Origin of the sequence: Niastella populi, from assembly GCF_002078015.1 — a bacterium.
Classification (GTDB): Bacteria; Bacteroidota; Bacteroidia; order Chitinophagales; family Chitinophagaceae; genus Niastella; species Niastella populi.
Window position 1 is genome coordinate 1 of record NZ_LWBP01000222.1, and the last position, 16,994, is coordinate 16,994.

At 45.1% G+C, this 16,994-nt stretch carries 15 protein-coding genes and 1 pseudogene; 10 read left to right on the forward strand and 6 right to left on the reverse strand.

Annotated features, from left to right (window positions below):
* Positions 1 to 747 precede the first annotated feature (747 nt).
* From A4R26_RS28970 to A4R26_RS29000, 7 genes are all read left to right on the forward strand, one after another.
* A complete protein-coding gene (locus A4R26_RS28970) occupies positions 748 to 1,119 on the forward strand; it encodes a helix-turn-helix domain-containing protein (RefSeq protein WP_165760458.1) in 372 nt (123 codons plus the stop codon).
* 156 nt (positions 1,120 to 1,275) lie between these two features.
* Positions 1,276 to 1,731 (forward strand): hypothetical protein, encoded by a 456-nt coding sequence (locus A4R26_RS28975; protein WP_081170030.1) that lies wholly within the window; start codon positions 1,276 to 1,278, stop codon positions 1,729 to 1,731.
* A gap of 130 nt (positions 1,732 to 1,861) precedes the next feature.
* Complete coding sequence (locus A4R26_RS28980) at positions 1,862 to 2,320, forward strand: hypothetical protein (RefSeq protein ID WP_081170031.1); 459 nt, start codon at positions 1,862 to 1,864, stop codon at positions 2,318 to 2,320.
* 40 nt (positions 2,321 to 2,360) lie between these two features.
* A complete protein-coding gene (locus tag A4R26_RS28985; protein WP_081170032.1) occupies positions 2,361 to 2,708 on the forward strand; it encodes a helix-turn-helix transcriptional regulator in 348 nt (115 codons plus the stop codon).
* Positions 2,709 to 3,449: 741 nt separating this feature from the next.
* On the forward strand, positions 3,450 to 3,848 hold the full coding sequence (locus A4R26_RS28990) for a hypothetical protein (protein WP_081170033.1): 399 nt from the start codon (positions 3,450 to 3,452) through the stop codon (positions 3,846 to 3,848).
* Between the two features lie 546 nt (positions 3,849 to 4,394).
* Entirely contained in the window at positions 4,395 to 5,006 is a 612-nt protein-coding gene (locus A4R26_RS28995; protein WP_081170034.1) for a hypothetical protein, read from the forward strand.
* A 260-nt stretch (positions 5,007 to 5,266) separates the two neighbouring features.
* On the forward strand, positions 5,267 to 6,382 hold the full coding sequence (locus A4R26_RS29000; protein WP_081170035.1) for a type I restriction endonuclease: 1,116 nt from the start codon (positions 5,267 to 5,269) through the stop codon (positions 6,380 to 6,382).
* 82 nt (positions 6,383 to 6,464) lie between these two features.
* Here A4R26_RS29000 and A4R26_RS29005 read toward each other — a convergent pair whose 3' ends face one another.
* Both A4R26_RS29005 and A4R26_RS29010 read right to left on the reverse strand, forming a co-directional pair.
* Positions 6,465 to 8,843: a glycoside hydrolase family 127 protein gene (locus A4R26_RS29005; RefSeq protein ID WP_081170036.1), complete on the reverse strand. Its 2,379-nt coding sequence runs from the start codon at positions 8,841 to 8,843 to the stop codon at positions 6,465 to 6,467.
* A 150-nt stretch (positions 8,844 to 8,993) separates the two neighbouring features.
* Complete coding sequence (locus A4R26_RS29010) at positions 8,994 to 11,114, reverse strand: S9 family peptidase (protein WP_207625846.1); 2,121 nt, start codon at positions 11,112 to 11,114, stop codon at positions 8,994 to 8,996.
* A gap of 280 nt (positions 11,115 to 11,394) precedes the next feature.
* On the opposite strand from A4R26_RS29010, the pseudogene A4R26_RS29015 reads away from it, so the two are divergent.
* A pseudogene (locus A4R26_RS29015) lies at positions 11,395 to 11,616 on the forward strand (transposase domain-containing protein); the annotation flags it as partial.
* A 98-nt stretch (positions 11,617 to 11,714) separates the two neighbouring features.
* Here the strand turns inward: A4R26_RS29015 and A4R26_RS29020 are convergent.
* From A4R26_RS29020 to A4R26_RS29035, 4 genes are all read right to left on the reverse strand, one after another.
* The gene (locus A4R26_RS29020; protein WP_081170039.1) at positions 11,715 to 11,975 is read right to left on the reverse strand and encodes a hypothetical protein; all 261 of its coding nucleotides are present in this window, start codon (positions 11,973 to 11,975) and stop codon (positions 11,715 to 11,717) included.
* 176 nt (positions 11,976 to 12,151) lie between these two features.
* Positions 12,152 to 12,586 carry a hypothetical protein gene (locus tag A4R26_RS29025; protein WP_081170040.1) on the reverse strand — a complete coding sequence of 145 codons (435 nt, stop codon included), beginning with the start codon at positions 12,584 to 12,586 and terminating at the stop codon, positions 12,152 to 12,154.
* Between the two features lie 272 nt (positions 12,587 to 12,858).
* Positions 12,859 to 13,509 carry a response regulator transcription factor gene (locus A4R26_RS29030; protein WP_081170041.1) on the reverse strand — a complete coding sequence of 217 codons (651 nt, stop codon included), beginning with the start codon at positions 13,507 to 13,509 and terminating at the stop codon, positions 12,859 to 12,861.
* Positions 13,499 to 15,511 carry a sensor histidine kinase gene (locus A4R26_RS29035; RefSeq protein WP_081170042.1) on the reverse strand — a complete coding sequence of 671 codons (2,013 nt, stop codon included), beginning with the start codon at positions 15,509 to 15,511 and terminating at the stop codon, positions 13,499 to 13,501. The genes A4R26_RS29030 and A4R26_RS29035 overlap by 11 nt, the downstream gene beginning before the upstream one ends.
* Positions 15,512 to 15,702: 191 nt before the next feature.
* Between A4R26_RS29035 and A4R26_RS29040 the strand changes: the two genes are divergently transcribed.
* Both A4R26_RS29040 and A4R26_RS29045 read left to right on the forward strand, forming a co-directional pair.
* Positions 15,703 to 16,104, forward strand: a complete 402-nt coding sequence (locus A4R26_RS29040) for a hypothetical protein (protein ID WP_081170043.1) — start codon at positions 15,703 to 15,705, stop codon at positions 16,102 to 16,104.
* 135 nt (positions 16,105 to 16,239) lie between these two features.
* A complete protein-coding gene (locus A4R26_RS29045) occupies positions 16,240 to 16,809 on the forward strand; it encodes a hypothetical protein (protein WP_081170044.1) in 570 nt (189 codons plus the stop codon).
* Positions 16,810 to 16,994 lie beyond the last annotated feature (185 nt).

Genomic DNA, 16,994 nt, shown 5'->3' on the forward strand with positions numbered 1-16,994 from the left:
AAAAGTGTATCCTATGTCATGCTATTTATCATCTAAGTATTAAGTTCTAAGTACTAAGTTCTAAGTACTAAGTTTTAAGTCGGGCAGGGAAAAGAATTTAATTGTGGCCGGAACCAGGAACCCAAAAACTATGAACTATGAACTGTGAACTGTGAACTGTGAACTGTGAACTGTGAACTGTGAACTGTGAACTGTGCCCCCCCGGTGCGCAGTATGGGTTGGAAGGGGTTTAAAGGCTGCAGAAAGGCCCGACTGACAAAAATATGCCCCCGGGACCATAAAAATGGCCCTTTTTAAAAATAAAGTTTTGAACGATAAAGGTGAACATAAACATCCTATCTGCATATGTAACCCGATATTTTTCAAAGTGCCCAACACTACAAGTCTTTCAATTTAGTAGATTATTCAAAACTACCCAACGGCGAATTTTGCCAAAACGGCGAAACGGAATGCAAATAGGGCAAAACATGAAGTGATTCATCTGAAAAATAATAACAAGCTAAGTAACTTGCATTCAGAATGATGAGACAAGCGGGTCCCTGGTGACCGGCTTTTAATTTGTAGCGCCCTGGCCATGTTCATGCGATTGTACTGTTAACGCTTAACGCCAAACGCATAATGCGGAAAGCCATTTAACATACAATTTATTGTAGTTGACTGTTAAAAACAAATGGCAACGCAATGTTTAATGATGTGGATAAAGACGCGCTCATAATATTCATTAACCACTATTCATTAAAGGGCTGTATGCCAAAAAAAGGAACCAAACGATCAGTACGGTTAGCAGCGAATCAGATCAAGAAATATCTCGATTCACATCCTGGCACAACAATAAGCACTGCAGCCCTGGCCCAGCAATATGGCGTCAGCAGAAATGCGTTGCAGGAATTCTTCAAAGACAAATTCAAACAACCTATAGGGCAATACAAGCTGAACCTGCGATTGACAGAAGCACAGAAGTTACTCAGGGCTGGCAAATCGATCAAGGAAGTGACCATTATTCTGCAATACGCCTCTCCCAGTTCATTCAGCAATGCTTTCCGGAATTATTATAATATCAGCGCAAGAGAATGGTTACAGGACATAAAACTCAACGGCAGTAAGCAGAGCAATGTATAACATCGAAGGGTAAAACACGAACTGAAAACGGAATGTAGCAATAAAGGAACGTAGTAAACCGTGCATCGAAGCTTTTTCCGGCCTGTTGTCGCCGGTAGATTGTATAGCTCATGATGCAACAACCCGTACCAGTGGCCACCATTAAACCTATTGCACATGAAACCTGGCACACATCCTATCGAAAAGTATTTAAAAGACAACATGGGCCATTATATCAACCCGTTCAGCGTGGAAACCACCCTCGATGATGACGGCGTTTTCGATATAAGCGCCCGCTGGCCCGATGCATTTGCCGTACCGGATTATAACCTCGAGATCAGCATAACGGATACGACAGTAGAGGAATTCAGCAAACTATCGGGAATAAACACAGTGGAGCAGCTGCATTTTGTTAGTCCGCACATGCTGATAGAAATGTTTCACAAAGGCATTGCGCGATTATGTTGTATGATCGACAACCCCGATTATTATTACGAACTGCGTTTTTACAAAAAGAACGGCAGGTTATATATGATAGATGAAGAAGAAGACATCAGGCGACCGGTAAAACAAAACCTGGAAACGCCGGGTGATTTTTTTGAGTACACAAAGAATTACATCTCGGATTTGTGAAACGCGGAACGCGGAAGACAGCAGGCTGTCGAAATGCAGCCGGAGACCCGAACCGGAACACCCCATGAAGCAACAGTTTATTACGCTGTACCCTGCACCCTGAAACAAGTAACCTGAAACATTCTCCGCCATGACCCGTGCAGAAAGAAATATATACCTGTTCCTCGACGACCACCTGGGGTTGTACGACAATCCGCATGGGCTGGAGTTTTGCATGAACATAGATGAATCGGTATTCGTTATCCATCCGCTTAAACCGCCGCCCGAGCCCTGGGTTGATTTTGGTTTATTATATCCCAGCAATCCTTTTTCGAAGTTCATGCAGGATTTCAGGTTCAGGAAATCGCAGGAGCTCATCTCACTCACGCCCGCACATCTATGGGCAATGTATAATAGCGGCAAGGCCGAGATCTACTGCACCATTGTTGCTAAAGTGATCTTTTATCCATTGTATTTCCGCCTTACGAAGAAAAATACCATGATCGTACGCGATGATAACGACAGGGAACTTGAAATACGCGAAGTTTTCACCCGTCCGCACCAGTTCCTGGAATATACGCAAAGTCATTTCCTGCTCAATGAAGGCTGACCTGATAAACCCTGCCCGTTACCATTAAACCGACCACACCATGACCAAAGACAGTGGCTTTCAGCGGCATGCACTGCAGGCAGTAGGTGCTTTCAAAGAACTCCTCGACGACCATTGCGCCAATGGCGATTACGCCCATCTGGTTTCAGCCCGGTTTGGTGTAAACAGAAATATATTTCAAAAGGCATTTAAAAAACAATATGGCATTACCATCCGCGATTACAAGCTCAACCTGAGAATGGAACGCAGCCGTCAGCTACTGCAAGCCGGTAAGGACATAAAGGAAATATCGCTGACATTACATTATACAACCGCCCGCGCATTCAGCTTCGCATTCAAAAAACATTATGGACTTACCCCAACGGCCTATGCGGAGTCGTTGGTGTAGGGGGTGTTCTGCCTGACGCAATAACAACCCTCCTATGCTGTTTCATCGCAATGGGGCCTTGTTGCCGGCATTTTCGTCGTTTCAATCGTACATTGCCCCATTGCCACATAGTATTGAGTCATTGCAACACTGCGTTGTTCCGTTGCCTCGCTGAAACAGGCCGTTGCAATCGTGCAACGGTACATTACAGGATGCAGAGGCATCGTTACGTTGCTGTAATGTTACGTTGCAGCCTTACCGCGGTTCGTTACATCACTGCAATGACGCATTGTTTCACTGCAATGGAGCATTGTTATACTGCAATAGTGCTTTGCAACATGCACCTGGCGTTGCCCCAAATGCATTAATAACATATCCGCGATGTAATAAACCGCAACTGCCCTGCAGCGTTCCGATTTCATTCCGGCACAATAACAACTTCAAAATGATATGCTCCGTTACCGGGTTGAAATGATACATTGTCAACCTGGCAATGCAACATAGCAACCCGGCAACAACCAGTAACATCCCGACAATGCGCCGTTGCAACGCAGTAATGACCGGAAAACAACAGGAAACGCTGCGAATAAAAATACCATTCGGTATAGCAAATAAAACCCGCTTATTGACCTCAATCAATAATCACATCCTGTTGCGCCGTTTATCCCTTATTGGTGTAAATTAGATATCTCTTATTTTCCTCCGCTACCCCTTCACGTTTGTGTAGCATCAAACCCTTCATTTAACCATAAAAACTGACCTGTGTTAGAGAATAAAGTAAAGACATCCGGAAACGCCATCTTCAGCCCGGAAAAAATAAAAGAGTTAAATAAGTTGATGAGCGATAAAGTAGCTGAAGTTATGCGGCTTCAGCGCATAGGCGAACTTCCCTGTGCCAGCAAAATACCACAATGCCATGTTAAAAGAAGGGATGTAATGGAAATCATGGGCCTCAAAGAGGCACAAGCCGGACGTGTTATGGCTTTGGCCCGCAAGAAGGCCAATAAAAAGAGAGGCCAGTATATTACTATAAAAGAATTTTGTGATGCTACCAAACTGGATGAGTTTACCGTTCAACGAGCGTTGGATATGTGCCCCATGATGAACTATCTGGGTAAAAAACCACCACACTTAAGGAATAAAGAATTCGACGCTGAGTAAAGTAAACTTAGCCTTAACATAGGGTATAGATTGCACATGTGAGGTAACATTATACCTGACATGCTAGTTGTTCTTATTACCCCAAATACAACCTGCTATACCACCACCTTCGACTATTACACGCTCTGCCAGGCTACCCAGCAGCCTGATTATATGCCTGAAATTAGGCTACCCTATTCACTGATGGATGTTTTTACCTATAAGAAACACTGACAGCAGTCAGTTTTGGCTATTTAAAAACGATCATTTACGATCATAAACGATCATTTACTATCATGGCCTTTTTTGATTCCGGAATGAGAGCTACGTTTGTTCTGCGTTGTTACTGACAACACATCCTAAATCGATAGCTAACAGTTTAGGAAAAACGAATCCGGAAACGCCATACGCGCAGTACTCAAACCAGCCCCTGCGCGGCTTCGATGAGTAGTATGGCAACTCTATGAGTGCAGCGCTTCAGTTCACACGATTATTGGCCAACAAAGGAGGAACAGGCACAGCTTAGTAGCAGGTATTTTAATTACTCAACTTTTAAATTTTAAAAAAATGGAAGCTATAATTTTAAAAACGTACAAACGCGAACGCGATAGCGAATTGGGAACTCTCGCTACCCGCGTGGTTGAAGGGATGGATAACAATCCAACATTTCCCGATGCACCGCCCGAGCTGGCTCAATTGAGGCAGAAGTTGCCTGATTACCAGCTCGCCGTTGCCAACGCCAAAGGGCGCGACTCAGTGGCCGTTTCAATCAAAAAAGACCTGAAGGCACAGATAGTTGGATGTCTGACCAGCCTCGATGCCTATGTAACCTCGAAGTGTAAAGGCGACCGCACTATGTTATTAACCAGCGGTTTCCTGATCTCAGGTGAAAAAGGTGAAGTTGGAGAACCAACCATTAACAAACTGAATGTTGAACTTGGCCCTCCGGGCATTGTAACTACCAGCATTAAACGGGTAGCACGCTCACGGGCTTACTTCCATCAGTATGCAACCGAACCGCCTGCATCAGGTACCTCGTGGCACAGCGAGTCAAGTCTGCAGCCAAAATTTACGTTCAGCGGATTAACCTCCGGTAGAACGTATTGGTTGCGGGTGGCTATCATAAGTTCCTCCGGACAATGGGTGTATTCGCCGGTTGAGTCGCGGATCGTTCAGTAAAAAACAGTACTGACCAGCATCGAAGTACTCACGATTAAAACAAGGCCTCTCCTGGTGCGCCGGGAGGGGCCTTTTGCATTTGTGTCTATTACATTTAACAGACTACGATTCACTTAAACCCTTGCTTTAAATCAATTTTTTCTTCTAATAAGCCTCTTCAACTAAAATACGTGAAAAACACCCTGTTTTTTTAAGTCAAATATTTGTAATCTCGGAACCACGCAATGTAGACTTATTAGTTAACCCCAAAACAAATACATATGGACTTCAAAGATGAAATAAAATTGTTTGGCGACAGAGTTGAAAAACTCAAAGATCAGATCCAAACTGAAGAGGCCACTAAAAATGCCTTTATAATGCCTTTTATCAAGGCATTAGGTTACGATGTGTTTAACCCGTTTGAAGTAATGCCTGAATTCATTGCAGACATTGGCATAAAAAAGGGCGAAAAGGTTGATTATGCCATCATGCGGGAAGGGGAACCATGTATTTTGGTTGAATGCAAACATTGGCGAGAAAGCCTTGATCCACATAACTCGCAATTATTTCGGTATTTCCATACTACCTGTGCAAAATTCGGGCTCTTATCAAATGGTATAGTATACCGTTTCTATACCGATTTGGTGGAACCAAACAAGATGGATGAAAAACCCTTTTTTGAATTTAATGTAACAGACATTAAAGATAACCAGGTCGAAGAGCTAAAGAAATTCCATAAATCCTATTTTGATGTTGAAAGCATACAAAATACGGCCAGTGAGTTAAAGTATATGAACGAATTGAAAGTGCTGATCAATGCCGAATTCCAGAATCCTTCAGATGGCTTTGTACGGCATTTCGCCAAACAGATCTATAATGGTATTTTGACATCCAGATTGATGGACCAATTTACCAGCTTAACCAAAAGATCAATTCAACAATATATAAATGATCTAATAACAGAAAGATTGAAATCAGCGCTAAAAAAGGAAAACGAAGAACAAAAGTCTGTAGACGCAGAACCTTCAAACAGTCAACCGGAGGTCAAAGAGGTAAAAATAGAAACAACACCTGAAGAGATGGAAAGCTTTATGATTGTGAAAACGATCATGCGTCAAAAAATTAAAGTTAACCGTATCGTTTATCGTGATGCACAATCTTACTTTGCCATTCTTTTAGACGACAACAATCGTAAAACAATCTGCAGACTGTATTTAAATGGGTCAAAAAAATACATTGGCACGTTCGACGATAATAAAAAAGAAACAAAAAACGAATTATCCAGTCTGGACGACATATTCAACTACACAGACCTGCTTCACAACACAGTGGCAATATATGATAGCGAAAAAGAAAAGCCGCAATTGAATAAGATAAACGATGCAACCAGTAATTAAGCAAGACAAATAAAAAGCCCGGAAGGGCTTTTTTGATTATTTAGATACTAACTGGAAGTTTATGACATTATCAACTTACAAACTACTCCACCACCCACTCATGCACCCCCGTAGCATTATCAACCGGCAACTGCACTTCGAGCTTTAATGCAGTGGTGCTCACCGGTTCAAATTTCACTGAATTGTATTTATCCTTTGCAATTTCATAATCAGTTGTATTCTTAACCGGAAGCCATTGCCCGTCTTTTTTATAATAGATGGTCCATTTTGCCGGAATGCGGCAACCGCCCCATGGACCGTCATCGAACCAATACACTTTACAGGAAGAAACGGTTTGTTCACCTTTAAGATCATATTGGATCCATTCAGTAGTGTTCTTTTTAGGCCACCAGTGAAAATAAGGCACCGAGTTATCTTTTGAATCGGCCGGTTCAAACTGATCGTTCACCGAAAAAATACTTCTCGATTTTATACTGGCCGTTACCTTACTGGTATAGGCTATCGTTGGCGCCGGTTGTGGCCGCGATGCAGCCACCGTATACGGGATCCACACCTGCATTTCACCGGGGCCGCGATTATCCCAGGCATAATACGGAATGGCGGTCACCGTTTGCTGCCTGGTGATCAGCTCCGTGGTATTTAACTGGCGTTTGGCGCCCCTACCCGCCATGGTAATGCGATTGATGCCATTAAGCATATCGGCAGCATAACTTACCTGCATTGGTGCAGCTTTATCGACAACAATATTCTGAACAAGACTGTCCTTGTTATCCCAGCCTTCCAGGCAATAAACAACCGGGCCGTATTGGATCGCAAACCGGCCCTCATCGGCTTTTACCTGCTGACTGGCATATACATGCTGTGGCTGCATAGGCAGTTCTACTGTGATCTGATCGCCTTTTTGCCAGGTACGCTGCAACACGGCATACCCCTTAACGGTTTTTATGGTTACGGGTTTGCCATTGAGGCGTATGGTCACCTTTTTCGGTTGTTCGGCAATGGTGTACAACCCGCCCGGAACAGGTTTTCCTTCGGCCCAGCCGGGAATACGAATATGCAGCGCAAAGACAGTAGGTTTGGCCACATCAACCCGCAGGGCAATATGCCCGTCCCAGGGATAGTTGGTGGTTTGGGTAAGCTGCACCTCCCCTGCCGGCAACTGCATGTGACTGCTATTGCTCATAAAAAGATTCACATACAAATTGTTCTTATTCTGCGCATATACATATCCCGGTACAGACGGCAGAAAACGGGTCATATTCGAAATACAACACGCGCAGGAGAACCAGGGACTGCGATCATGCTGCCCTACCGAAGCGAGCGGATTCGGATAAAAGAATTTTGTGCCATTTAACGACATTCCCGACAACAGGCCATTATAGAGCGTTCGTTCCAGCACATCGATATACTTCGCATCGCCATGCAACAGGAACATGCGGTTGTTCCAGTATACATTCGCGATAGCAGCGCAGGTTTCGGCATAAGCGCTCATATTCGGTAAATAAAAAGCATCGCCAAACGCTTCGCCATTATTGGTAGCGCCAATTCCGCCGGTTATATAAAGTTTCTTCGTGACCACATCCTGCCAGATGGCATCGATGGCTTTCAGGTAAGCCGTGTCGCCCGTAAGCGCCGCAATATCAGCCATGCCGCTGTACATATAGGCCGCCCGTACGGCATGACCCACCGCCTCTGTTTGATCAACCACCCGTTTGTTCGCCTGGTTGTAGGCATCGCCGTTTGGACCGCGCACATCGAGAAAGAACTTCGCCAGATCGAGGTATTTTTTATTACCGGTAATACGGTAAAGTTTTGCCAGGCCGATCTCTACGATCTGGTGACCGGGATAGATTTCCAGTTTGCCCCAGCCAAAATCTTTACACAACAGGTCGGCATTCTTCAGCGCGATATTCAGCAGGTTCTTTTTACCGGTTGCATTGTAATGGGCATAAGCTGCTTCATACAAATGACCGGAGTTATACAGCTCATGACTAAGCACAGAATCTTTTATCCAGCGTTTGTCACCGACCCAGTCGTGCGGTTTTGCCGGTTTTATGGTGCGAAAGGTGAACAGGTAACCATCGGGCTCCTGCGCCTGGGCGATGATATCAATCAATGAATCGAGATATTTCGACAGTGTCGCATTTGGCGCTACCTGCAGCGCATAGGATGCGCCTTCTATCCATTTGTAAACGTCGGTATCGTCGAAGGTGAATTCCGAGCAAACCTTATTCTCGCGTTTACCCGCCGCCGCCAGGAAATTATCGATGCGCCCATGCTTTTTGCACATCTCCAGAATATAGGGAATGGTGATGGTGGCATTGACATTCATCTTAGGCTGCCAGAAGTTATCGGTTACTTTTACCTGGGTGAAGGTTACCGGCTGAATGGGGTAGTCCTGGCCCACACATGAAAATGTGGCAAATGTTAGTACCGGGAACAAAATTCTATTTATGTTCATTGCTACTCGTTTCACGGAAATGAAGAATGAAAAATGTTAAATGAATACATGTGGAATGCAAAACGCCTGATCGCAAACCGTTTTTGCTTTCGACTGTATTCCATTATCATAACTTGTCCCGCTCTGCGGGATTATCGAATTATCTAATTATCACATTGGTTCTTTATTCCTATCCGGCGGCTCCACGCCCAGCAAATGTTTCACAAAAAAATCCCTTTTCTTCAACCGGCCGTACGGTCCGCCATCGCTATGCCCCATGCCGGGGATCACCAGCAGGTCGAACACTTTGCCGGCTTTAATTAAGGCACTCGCAAAACGCAGGGTAGATTCCGGCGGCACATTGGTGTCGGCCTCCCCTACCATCAACATCAATGCGCCCTTTAATTTAGCGGCATTGGTAATATTGCTTTGTTCGCCATAATGCGGCCCTACGGGGTATCCCATCCACTGTTCGTTCCACCATTGTTTGTCGATGCGGTTATCGTGACAGCCGCAGCTCGCTACCGCTGCTTTATAGAATTCAGGATGAAACAGCAGGGCGCCTGCGGCGTTTTGTCCACCCGCTGAGGTGCCGTACAAACCCACCCGCGCGGTATCAATGTAGGGATATTTTTTCGCAAGCGCCTTGATCCAGAGAATACGATCAGGGAGACCGGCATCGGCCAGGTTTTTCCAGCATATATCATGAAAGGCTTTGGAGCGGTTGGCGGTGCCCATACCATCGCATTGCACCACAATAAAACCGAGGGCGGCCATGGATTGCATTTCGCCATAATTCATAAAGCGCTTTGGTACGAACGCATCCTGCGGACCGGCATAAATATTTTCGATAACGGGATACTGCTTTGTACTGTCAAAATTGGGCGGACGGCAAACAACACCCCATATATCGGTAACGCCATCGCGGCCTTTGGCTACAAACACTTCCGGCATGCTGATACCAAGTTGGAGATAAGCGCTTATATCGGCCCGTTCTAATACTGAAATAAGCTTTCCATCGGACGTGCGCCGTAGTTCGGTAACTGCAGGCAGATCGGGGCGGGAATAATTATCGATAAAGTATTTGCGATCGGGTGAGAACGTACAAAAATGACTGGCATTGTCCGGTGTTAGTGAAACGAGGTGCTTACCATCGAAACCAATACGGTAATAATGGATATTGTAGGGATCTTCACCGGCGTTCATGCCACTGGCCTGGAACCAGATCTCACGTTTGGTTTCATCGATGCTATCCACCTTTCGCACCACCCAGTTACCGCCGGTAATGGCGTTTTTGACGCCGCCCTTAACCGCATCGACAAGATAGAGATGATTATAGCCATCTTTTTCACTGCTCCAGATAATTTCATTAGAAGCGGCGGTGTACCAGCTAAAGATGCGGCTTTCGTAAATAAAAGTATTCGTTTGCTGATCGATAAGGTTGCGGGCGGAACCAGTATTGGCGTTCACTTCAATGATGCGGAAACGCTGGTGGCCGCGATCGGCTTTTTCGAAAGTAAAGAAGTTATTATCGTTCGTTCGCCAGCGGATCCAGGGGTAACCGAGGAAGTTGTAAATTTCCGTTTCCACCTTCACTAATTTTTTATCCGCTACATTAATGGTGAACATCTCATACCCGGTGAAGGGGTCACCGGGTTGAGCATACTCATGAGACTTGAGAATTCCCCGCGAAGAAGTATCTACAGAAGAAAGCACATAATACACCGGTTTCTCTGCCACGGGGAAAATATGAAAAACAACCAGGTGTTTACTGTCGGGCGACCATTGGATGTGTCCGTACGGGTTCGTGGTGTCGCCATTCATCGTACATTTTACGGCCTCCACTCCCTGCGCGGAGCGCAGGAACACATTACCGGCCCGTATGGAGGCAATCCACTGTTTATCGGGCGAGAGGCTATCGGACGGGCGTTGGCGTTCCCAGCGGCTTTTGATGCGGCCAGAGATGATACCATTGTCTTTGGTTGGCACCAGTTTCGTAGTATCGGTGAGTTTCGTTTTTGTGCCGGTGCGCGCTTCCACGTACCAGAATTCCCGCGAGCTACCGGCCAGTAAGTTGCGGTACCAGAAACCTTTGTTACCTGGTTCCCAGTGAGCTTTAACATTTCCCTTCAGAATGGCATTCCTTGCCAGCGAATCGAGCCTGGTGGCGGTTTTGTAGGCATTGAGCACTTCATGGCGTGAAGGCTGGTACAGGGGTAATGACTGGGCATACGCGGCATGAACCGCTGCAACTACAAATAAAATGATTATAGAAACCCGTAAAAAAAGCATTGCGTTCATTTAAGCCGGTGAAAGCTAAAATTAACGCAATACCAGTGGGTTGTGATAGCGTGAGCTAACAGGTTGTTTACCGATATTGACATTATCGTTTCGTCCAGGGCGGCAGGCGGGTCGGGAAAGAAGAGGATTACCGGTCATTTTTTCCCTACCCGATAACCGGGCAGCGCCTGGGACCCACTAAACTGCGCATATTGCCTGATCTGCGGCGTTACATGGTAACAATGATCCGTTTGCAACACGCGTACTTACGTTCGGATGTCTGCGAGTTTTTCGTCCGGTGGCTCTTGGCAGAAAAAATTACCTGTTTGCCGGATCACATGAAGCTGCTAGACGTAGCGGTATGCTATACAGTTTACTTGGTACTTGTAAAATGCACGGCGTAGAACCATATGCGTGGTTAAAAGACGTTCTTCATAAAATAGCAGACCATCCTGTAAATAGAGTCAAAGAACTACTGCCTCATAAATATAAAACCAAATTAAGGATTCTATAAGCGTTTATATATTGGAAAACTTATTTTGTCCATAGATATCAGTCTACATCGCAGGTAAATTGAACCAATCCCTTAATTATTGTAGGCTTGGCGATTCATCAAAAGTTTATTTCAATTCCAGTAAAATTTTCTTGCAGTGTTTTTATAAGCGTGTCAAAATCCGAATAAGTTGTCAAGCTTTCAGCTTTGTAGTTACTTTCCTCAAAAACATCATTACCGTCAAAATAGTACGAATGCAACGTAAATAATTCTTCTTTATAGCCTAAACGTATCGTATAAACTTTGTTATCACTTGCCTTATGGAATAGTTCAATGCCTTTCCCGTTTTTGAGTCTTTTAAAAATCTTAGCTTGGTTCATTATACTTTATTCAATCAGGTGCTTGCTAAGATACAAATATTGATGATTAGTTCTTTGCTCAATAGACTTGCCTTGACCGATTGCCAGGCATGTTCGACGATACATCTTTATTTGTAATGCATTAAGATCATGTCAACAATATGTATTTAGCCGTAGGGATACGCTTTGTGAAGGGATTATTTAAAAATGAATGAGTCAGAATAGCTTCTTTTCGAAATATTCGCAATATCCGTCACTTTAAGCCGGCACTTCTTATGCGGCAACATGCGTTTTATATCTTTAGGGGCCCTAGTCAGGTAAAATTTCCACGCAACTGTACATTTACCCCCAATTGCATGAATTCGCTTACTTGTATAAGTAGCAGGCCTGAAAACATCTACTATAATTTCACACCAACGATCCTGGTTACCGATAAATTGCTCTATAGAAACAGTATATTTTATAATTGAATCGGAGGTATTCTCTAACTCGATATCAAATCTTTCATCTACTGCATATGATAGTTTTACATTTTTCACAACGATCACCTGCCCGCTCATTTTTATTGCGAATAATAATAAAACCAGCAATATTCCTTGTGCTTTTATTTTATAGTTTATCTGTACGTTCATCAGTAGATGAATTATAGTTAGATAATCAACGATAACATCATTATTTTTAGTATCCCATTTACCTTCAGGAGCAGGTTCACGATCTTTTTTCCTTGATACTTTGAATTTTAAAGATCGCCATTTACTTAAGTTCTCTCAAATAAGTAAAGCGGCGTAGATGCATCTCGAGCTTTTCCACCATATACTAACGGGAGCTCCCGGCGTTTAGCCCAACGTTCGGCGTTAAGCCTTCCGCGTTCTGCATTAAGCCTTCAGCCTTCAGCCTTTAGCCTTCAGCCTAATATCCCATTCTCCATCGCCACCTTTACCGCCGCCGTCATACTCTTTACATTGAACTTTTGCATCAGGTTGCGGCGATGGGTCTCTACCGTGAGTGGACTAACATGCAGTTGCGCAGCAATGGCAGCGCTGGTTTTGCCATCGGCTACCAGCTTCAATATCTCTTTTTCGCGTTTGGTTAACGCCGGCAGTACCTGCAGATCGCGGGCTGAAGGTTTTGCCATGATCTCCCGGGCTTCGCGGCTCAATGCAATTTGTCCATCCAATGCTTCATTAATACAGGCCACCACTTCATCGGCCGAAGAATTTTTCAGCAGGTACCCACTGGCGCCGTTCTGTAACATCTTCATGATAGTGCTGCGTTCATTGTGATTGCTGAACGCCAGCACACAGGTGGCGGCCGACAACGTCTTTACCTCCCTGCACAGATCGATGCCATTGATATCGGGAAGCGTAATATCTATCAGCACAATATCGCTCCCACCGCCTGACTTTTTTATATAATTCAGGAACTCGCCACCCGTACTGAAACAAATGGTGCTGACGTAATCATACGCCTGCATTAAAACCTTTTGCAATCCTTCCAGCACGATCGGATGGTCGTCTACAATGGCGATGGTTATTTTTTTCTTATCAGCTGACATGGAATTCAATATTTATGGTGGTGCCCGCTCCCGGCGCCGATTCAATTTCGAGTGTGCCTTTCAGGTAATCGACCCGGTTCTTTACATTTGTAAGGCCGATCCCTTTTCCTGCATCCAGTTGGTCTTTCCTGAAGCCTTTTCCATTATCTTCTACAGTGATATAAAATGTATTTTCATTCTGACTGCACTGCACCAGTATAGTTGATGCGCCTGCATGCCGCACGGCATTGGCAAGCAACTCCTGTACAATCCGGAAAATGGTCACCTGCATATCCTGCGTTATATCCTTTTCAATATTATACGCCTGGAAATCCACCGCCAGGGCCGGTGTGGTAAAGGATTCGCAGATCTCATTTAACGCTGTTTCCAGTCCGGAGTTCAATAACGACTCGGGCATCATATTGCGGGCAATACGCCGCAGTTCATTTACCGACCGGTCGAGCTGGTTGATGATCACCGGCAGGTCTTTTGTAAATACCTCCTCCTGCGCCGCAGGCGACAATCGCGACAAATTGATCTTCACCCCCGCCAGCATGCCGCCCAGCCCATCGTGCAGATCGCCCGCCAGCCTTTTCCGTTCCCGTTCTTCGCCCTGCAACAGCGCGCCCGCCAGTTTCAATTGCTGCTGCTGACTAATATCTTTCAACTGCTGCTGATGGCTCAGCTCTTTTTGTACAACCAGCTTTTTACTGTTGCGGTAATACAACCACCCCAATATCGCCAGCGCCAGCAGGAAGATACTGGAACCGCCCAACAAACCTGCAAGCAGTTGATTGTTGCGCATTTTCAATGCTGCCTTTTCATTGGCCGCCTGTAACAATGCGATCTTTTTCTGGTTCTCGGCCTCTTTGTATTTCTTTTCCAGTTCAACTACATCTTTCTCGAATTTCGCCTCGTATAAACTATCGCTTAACACAATGTATCTGGCCGACCAGTTGTATGCTTCGCTTTTATTGCCGGCTGCAGCATAGGTTGATGCCAGGTCTTTATACCAGATCCTTTTGTCGGTATTGATAAGCGCGGGGCTATTCACCAGCTCATGCAAAACCACCAGCGCGCCCTTGTAATCTTTGTTACTGATGAGTGATTTGTATTTGGCGCCTTTTAACCGGTTGACGGAATAAATGGCGCGCGGATCGGCTTTTCCCAGCCCGATAGCCTTATCAAAACTGTTCACGGCATCGGTGTAGCGTTTATTGCGATCGAACCAGATACCTTCTGCGTAATAATAGGTGAGATACAGATTCGACCTGGGACTGGGCGCTAAAATGCGGCCTGCTTTATCGAGATGCGGTTTGGCCAAATCGAGCTGGTGGTTATAGATATAGTTTTCCGCAGCATATACATTCACTTCCACCAGCGCTTCTATGCGCATCGGGTTATTTACATCGGAATGTTCTATATGATCGATGGCCTGTTTCAGATAACCGGTAGCATCATCGCGTTTATTGGCATTCATAAAAACCGTGGCAATGGCCTTCTCCAGGTTGCCGGTAAGATAGGCATCGCCCGATTGTTTGGCCAGCGGCAACGCCCTGTTCAGAAAAACATCCATGGCATCCTTTTCACTACCCTTCATTTGCTGCAAGGTGCCATACGCATGCAAAATATAACCGCGCACTTTACAGGCCTCCGGATGTGCAAATGCCTTCAGCGCCGAATCGCCTTTTAACAGGTGCTCCTCAATTGCAGGAATATTTCCGCCGGCATACAATTTTTGCGCTTTATAGAACCAGGAAGCAGCTTCGGTAAACGAACCCGGTTTACTTAATGCAATGCCTTTGTTCAAATAGTCCCTGATCTTATTGGTATCGCCGATAAGGCGGCAAAGGGAAGACAATTTAAGATATGCATACGCTTTGGCACTGTCGGTTTTTGCGGCCTCCGCTTCTTTTTCCATACGTGCTATATGGCCTGCATCGTCATCGAGCGAATAAACAAGCTGCGCGTTGCAAATGGGTACACTAAAAAAGAAAAGGATCGAATAAAACGCTTTTTTCATCTGAAATTATTAACTGGGTTTAGCCAGATGGAATTGTCATGATTAAACTTCAAAAATAACAGCATTTGTCAACCTTTCTGAATGCCCTGTAAAAATACCGGAATACCAGTAGATCAAATTACTCAGCATCCGGTATATGCAACGCCTGCATGCGATTATAATTTTGCCCCATGTTATCAAAATCACTAAACATGAAAACACTGAAGTATTTTTCTCTGTCGGTGCTGTCGCTGGCGCTCGTCATTATATCGATGCCGGGTTGTTCAAAGAAAAAGGACGAAAACGCCGATGCAAAAAGGAACGTAAAATATGAGCTGAGTGGTACGTACACGGGCAAATTTACCGTCTTAATTACCGACAACGAAAGCGGTAGCCAGGTGTACGACAACGTAACCATTCCCTGGTCGAAGGAGGTTACTTACCCCGACAAGGTAATTGCCATTGGCATCGGCACATCTACCACCACTGACGGCGCAGCCGGACAAACCGCTTTCCTGAAGATCTATTCCAATGGCAGCGTAGTTAAATCAACCAACGCAACAGCCGACAACAATGGCGGACTTATGCTGCCATCGCTGGGGCATTCATTTTAAAAGGCAACAAGGAAACGAGGCAACAAGGCAGCGAGGCTGAAATACAAGCAGTGAAAAACAAAAGAGCTGTTACCGGTTACCAGCCCCCTTAAACTTCCATTCTTTAACCTTCACCAATTAATTATAGCAAACGGAATGAAAAAACTATCATTATTACTCTTAGCAGCAACGCTCCTCGCAACAACAACCAATGCACAATTTTTTGAAAAAGGCACCAATGTGATCAGTGCCGGGGTAGGTTTAGGCGGCCATTTCGGCAGCTTTTCCTATGGCTCACAAACACCCGCCATCAGTTTACAATATGAAAAAGGCATGTGGGACATCGGCGGTCCCGGCGTTATCAGCCTCGGCGGTTATGCCGGCATAAAAGGGTATAAATACTCGGGTAGTTCCGGTTCTTACCATTACAATGAAAAATGGAACTATACGGTAATTGGCGTAAGAAGCGCCTACCATTACAATGGCATCAACAATGAAAAGTTCGATGTGTATGGCGGACTGATGCTATCATACAACATCCTCAGTTATAAATTCACCGACAATAGCGGTGGTTCTTCCACCTATCGCGGCGGCAGCTATGGCAGCACCCTCGGGTTTACAGCTTATGCAGGCGGCCGCTACCTGTTTATTGAGCAACTCGGCGCTTTTGCCGAGCTTGGCTACGGCGTGTCGTATCTGACGCTTGGCCTTGCTTATAAATTCTAGTCACATCAGGCTGGCTGTACCCTGCGTGCCACACTTTCGAAGTGTGGCACGTTTTTATGCTTTTACCTTTAAATGAACCATAATCGAGGTCAATTTATGATGAACTAACAATAAATATCAGGAAACTGCATTATAATGCAGGCACCAATCCTGTTCAGGACAGGACTGGATTAAACCTATGAGGT

What these genes read in the sequence shown, in the direction of transcription:
- A4R26_RS28970 (WP_165760458.1), top strand. Translation starts at nt 748, where the DNA reads ATGCCAAAAAAAGGAACCAAACGATCAGTACGGTTAGCAGCGAATCAG.
- A4R26_RS28975 (WP_081170030.1), top strand. Translation starts at nt 1,276, where the DNA reads ATGAAACCTGGCACACATCCTATCGAAAAGTATTTAAAAGACAACATG.
- A4R26_RS28980 (WP_081170031.1), top strand. Translation starts at nt 1,862, where the DNA reads ATGACCCGTGCAGAAAGAAATATATACCTGTTCCTCGACGACCACCTG.
- A4R26_RS28985 (WP_081170032.1), top strand. Translation starts at nt 2,361, where the DNA reads ATGACCAAAGACAGTGGCTTTCAGCGGCATGCACTGCAGGCAGTAGGT.
- A4R26_RS28995 (WP_081170034.1), top strand. Translation starts at nt 4,395, where the DNA reads ATGGAAGCTATAATTTTAAAAACGTACAAACGCGAACGCGATAGCGAA.
- A4R26_RS29000 (WP_081170035.1), top strand. Translation starts at nt 5,267, where the DNA reads ATGGACTTCAAAGATGAAATAAAATTGTTTGGCGACAGAGTTGAAAAA.
- A4R26_RS29005 (WP_081170036.1), bottom strand. Translation starts at nt 8,843, where the DNA reads ATGAACATAAATAGAATTTTGTTCCCGGTACTAACATTTGCCACATTT.
- A4R26_RS29010 (WP_207625846.1), bottom strand. Translation starts at nt 11,114, where the DNA reads ATGCTTTTTTTACGGGTTTCTATAATCATTTTATTTGTAGTTGCAGCG.
- A4R26_RS29020 (WP_081170039.1), bottom strand. Translation starts at nt 11,975, where the DNA reads ATGAACCAAGCTAAGATTTTTAAAAGACTCAAAAACGGGAAAGGCATT.
- A4R26_RS29025 (WP_081170040.1), bottom strand. Translation starts at nt 12,586, where the DNA reads ATGAACGTACAGATAAACTATAAAATAAAAGCACAAGGAATATTGCTG.
- A4R26_RS29030 (WP_081170041.1), bottom strand. Translation starts at nt 13,509, where the DNA reads ATGTCAGCTGATAAGAAAAAAATAACCATCGCCATTGTAGACGACCAT.
- A4R26_RS29035 (WP_081170042.1), bottom strand. Translation starts at nt 15,511, where the DNA reads ATGAAAAAAGCGTTTTATTCGATCCTTTTCTTTTTTAGTGTACCCATT.
- A4R26_RS29040 (WP_081170043.1), top strand. Translation starts at nt 15,703, where the DNA reads ATGAAAACACTGAAGTATTTTTCTCTGTCGGTGCTGTCGCTGGCGCTC.
- A4R26_RS29045 (WP_081170044.1), top strand. Translation starts at nt 16,240, where the DNA reads ATGAAAAAACTATCATTATTACTCTTAGCAGCAACGCTCCTCGCAACA.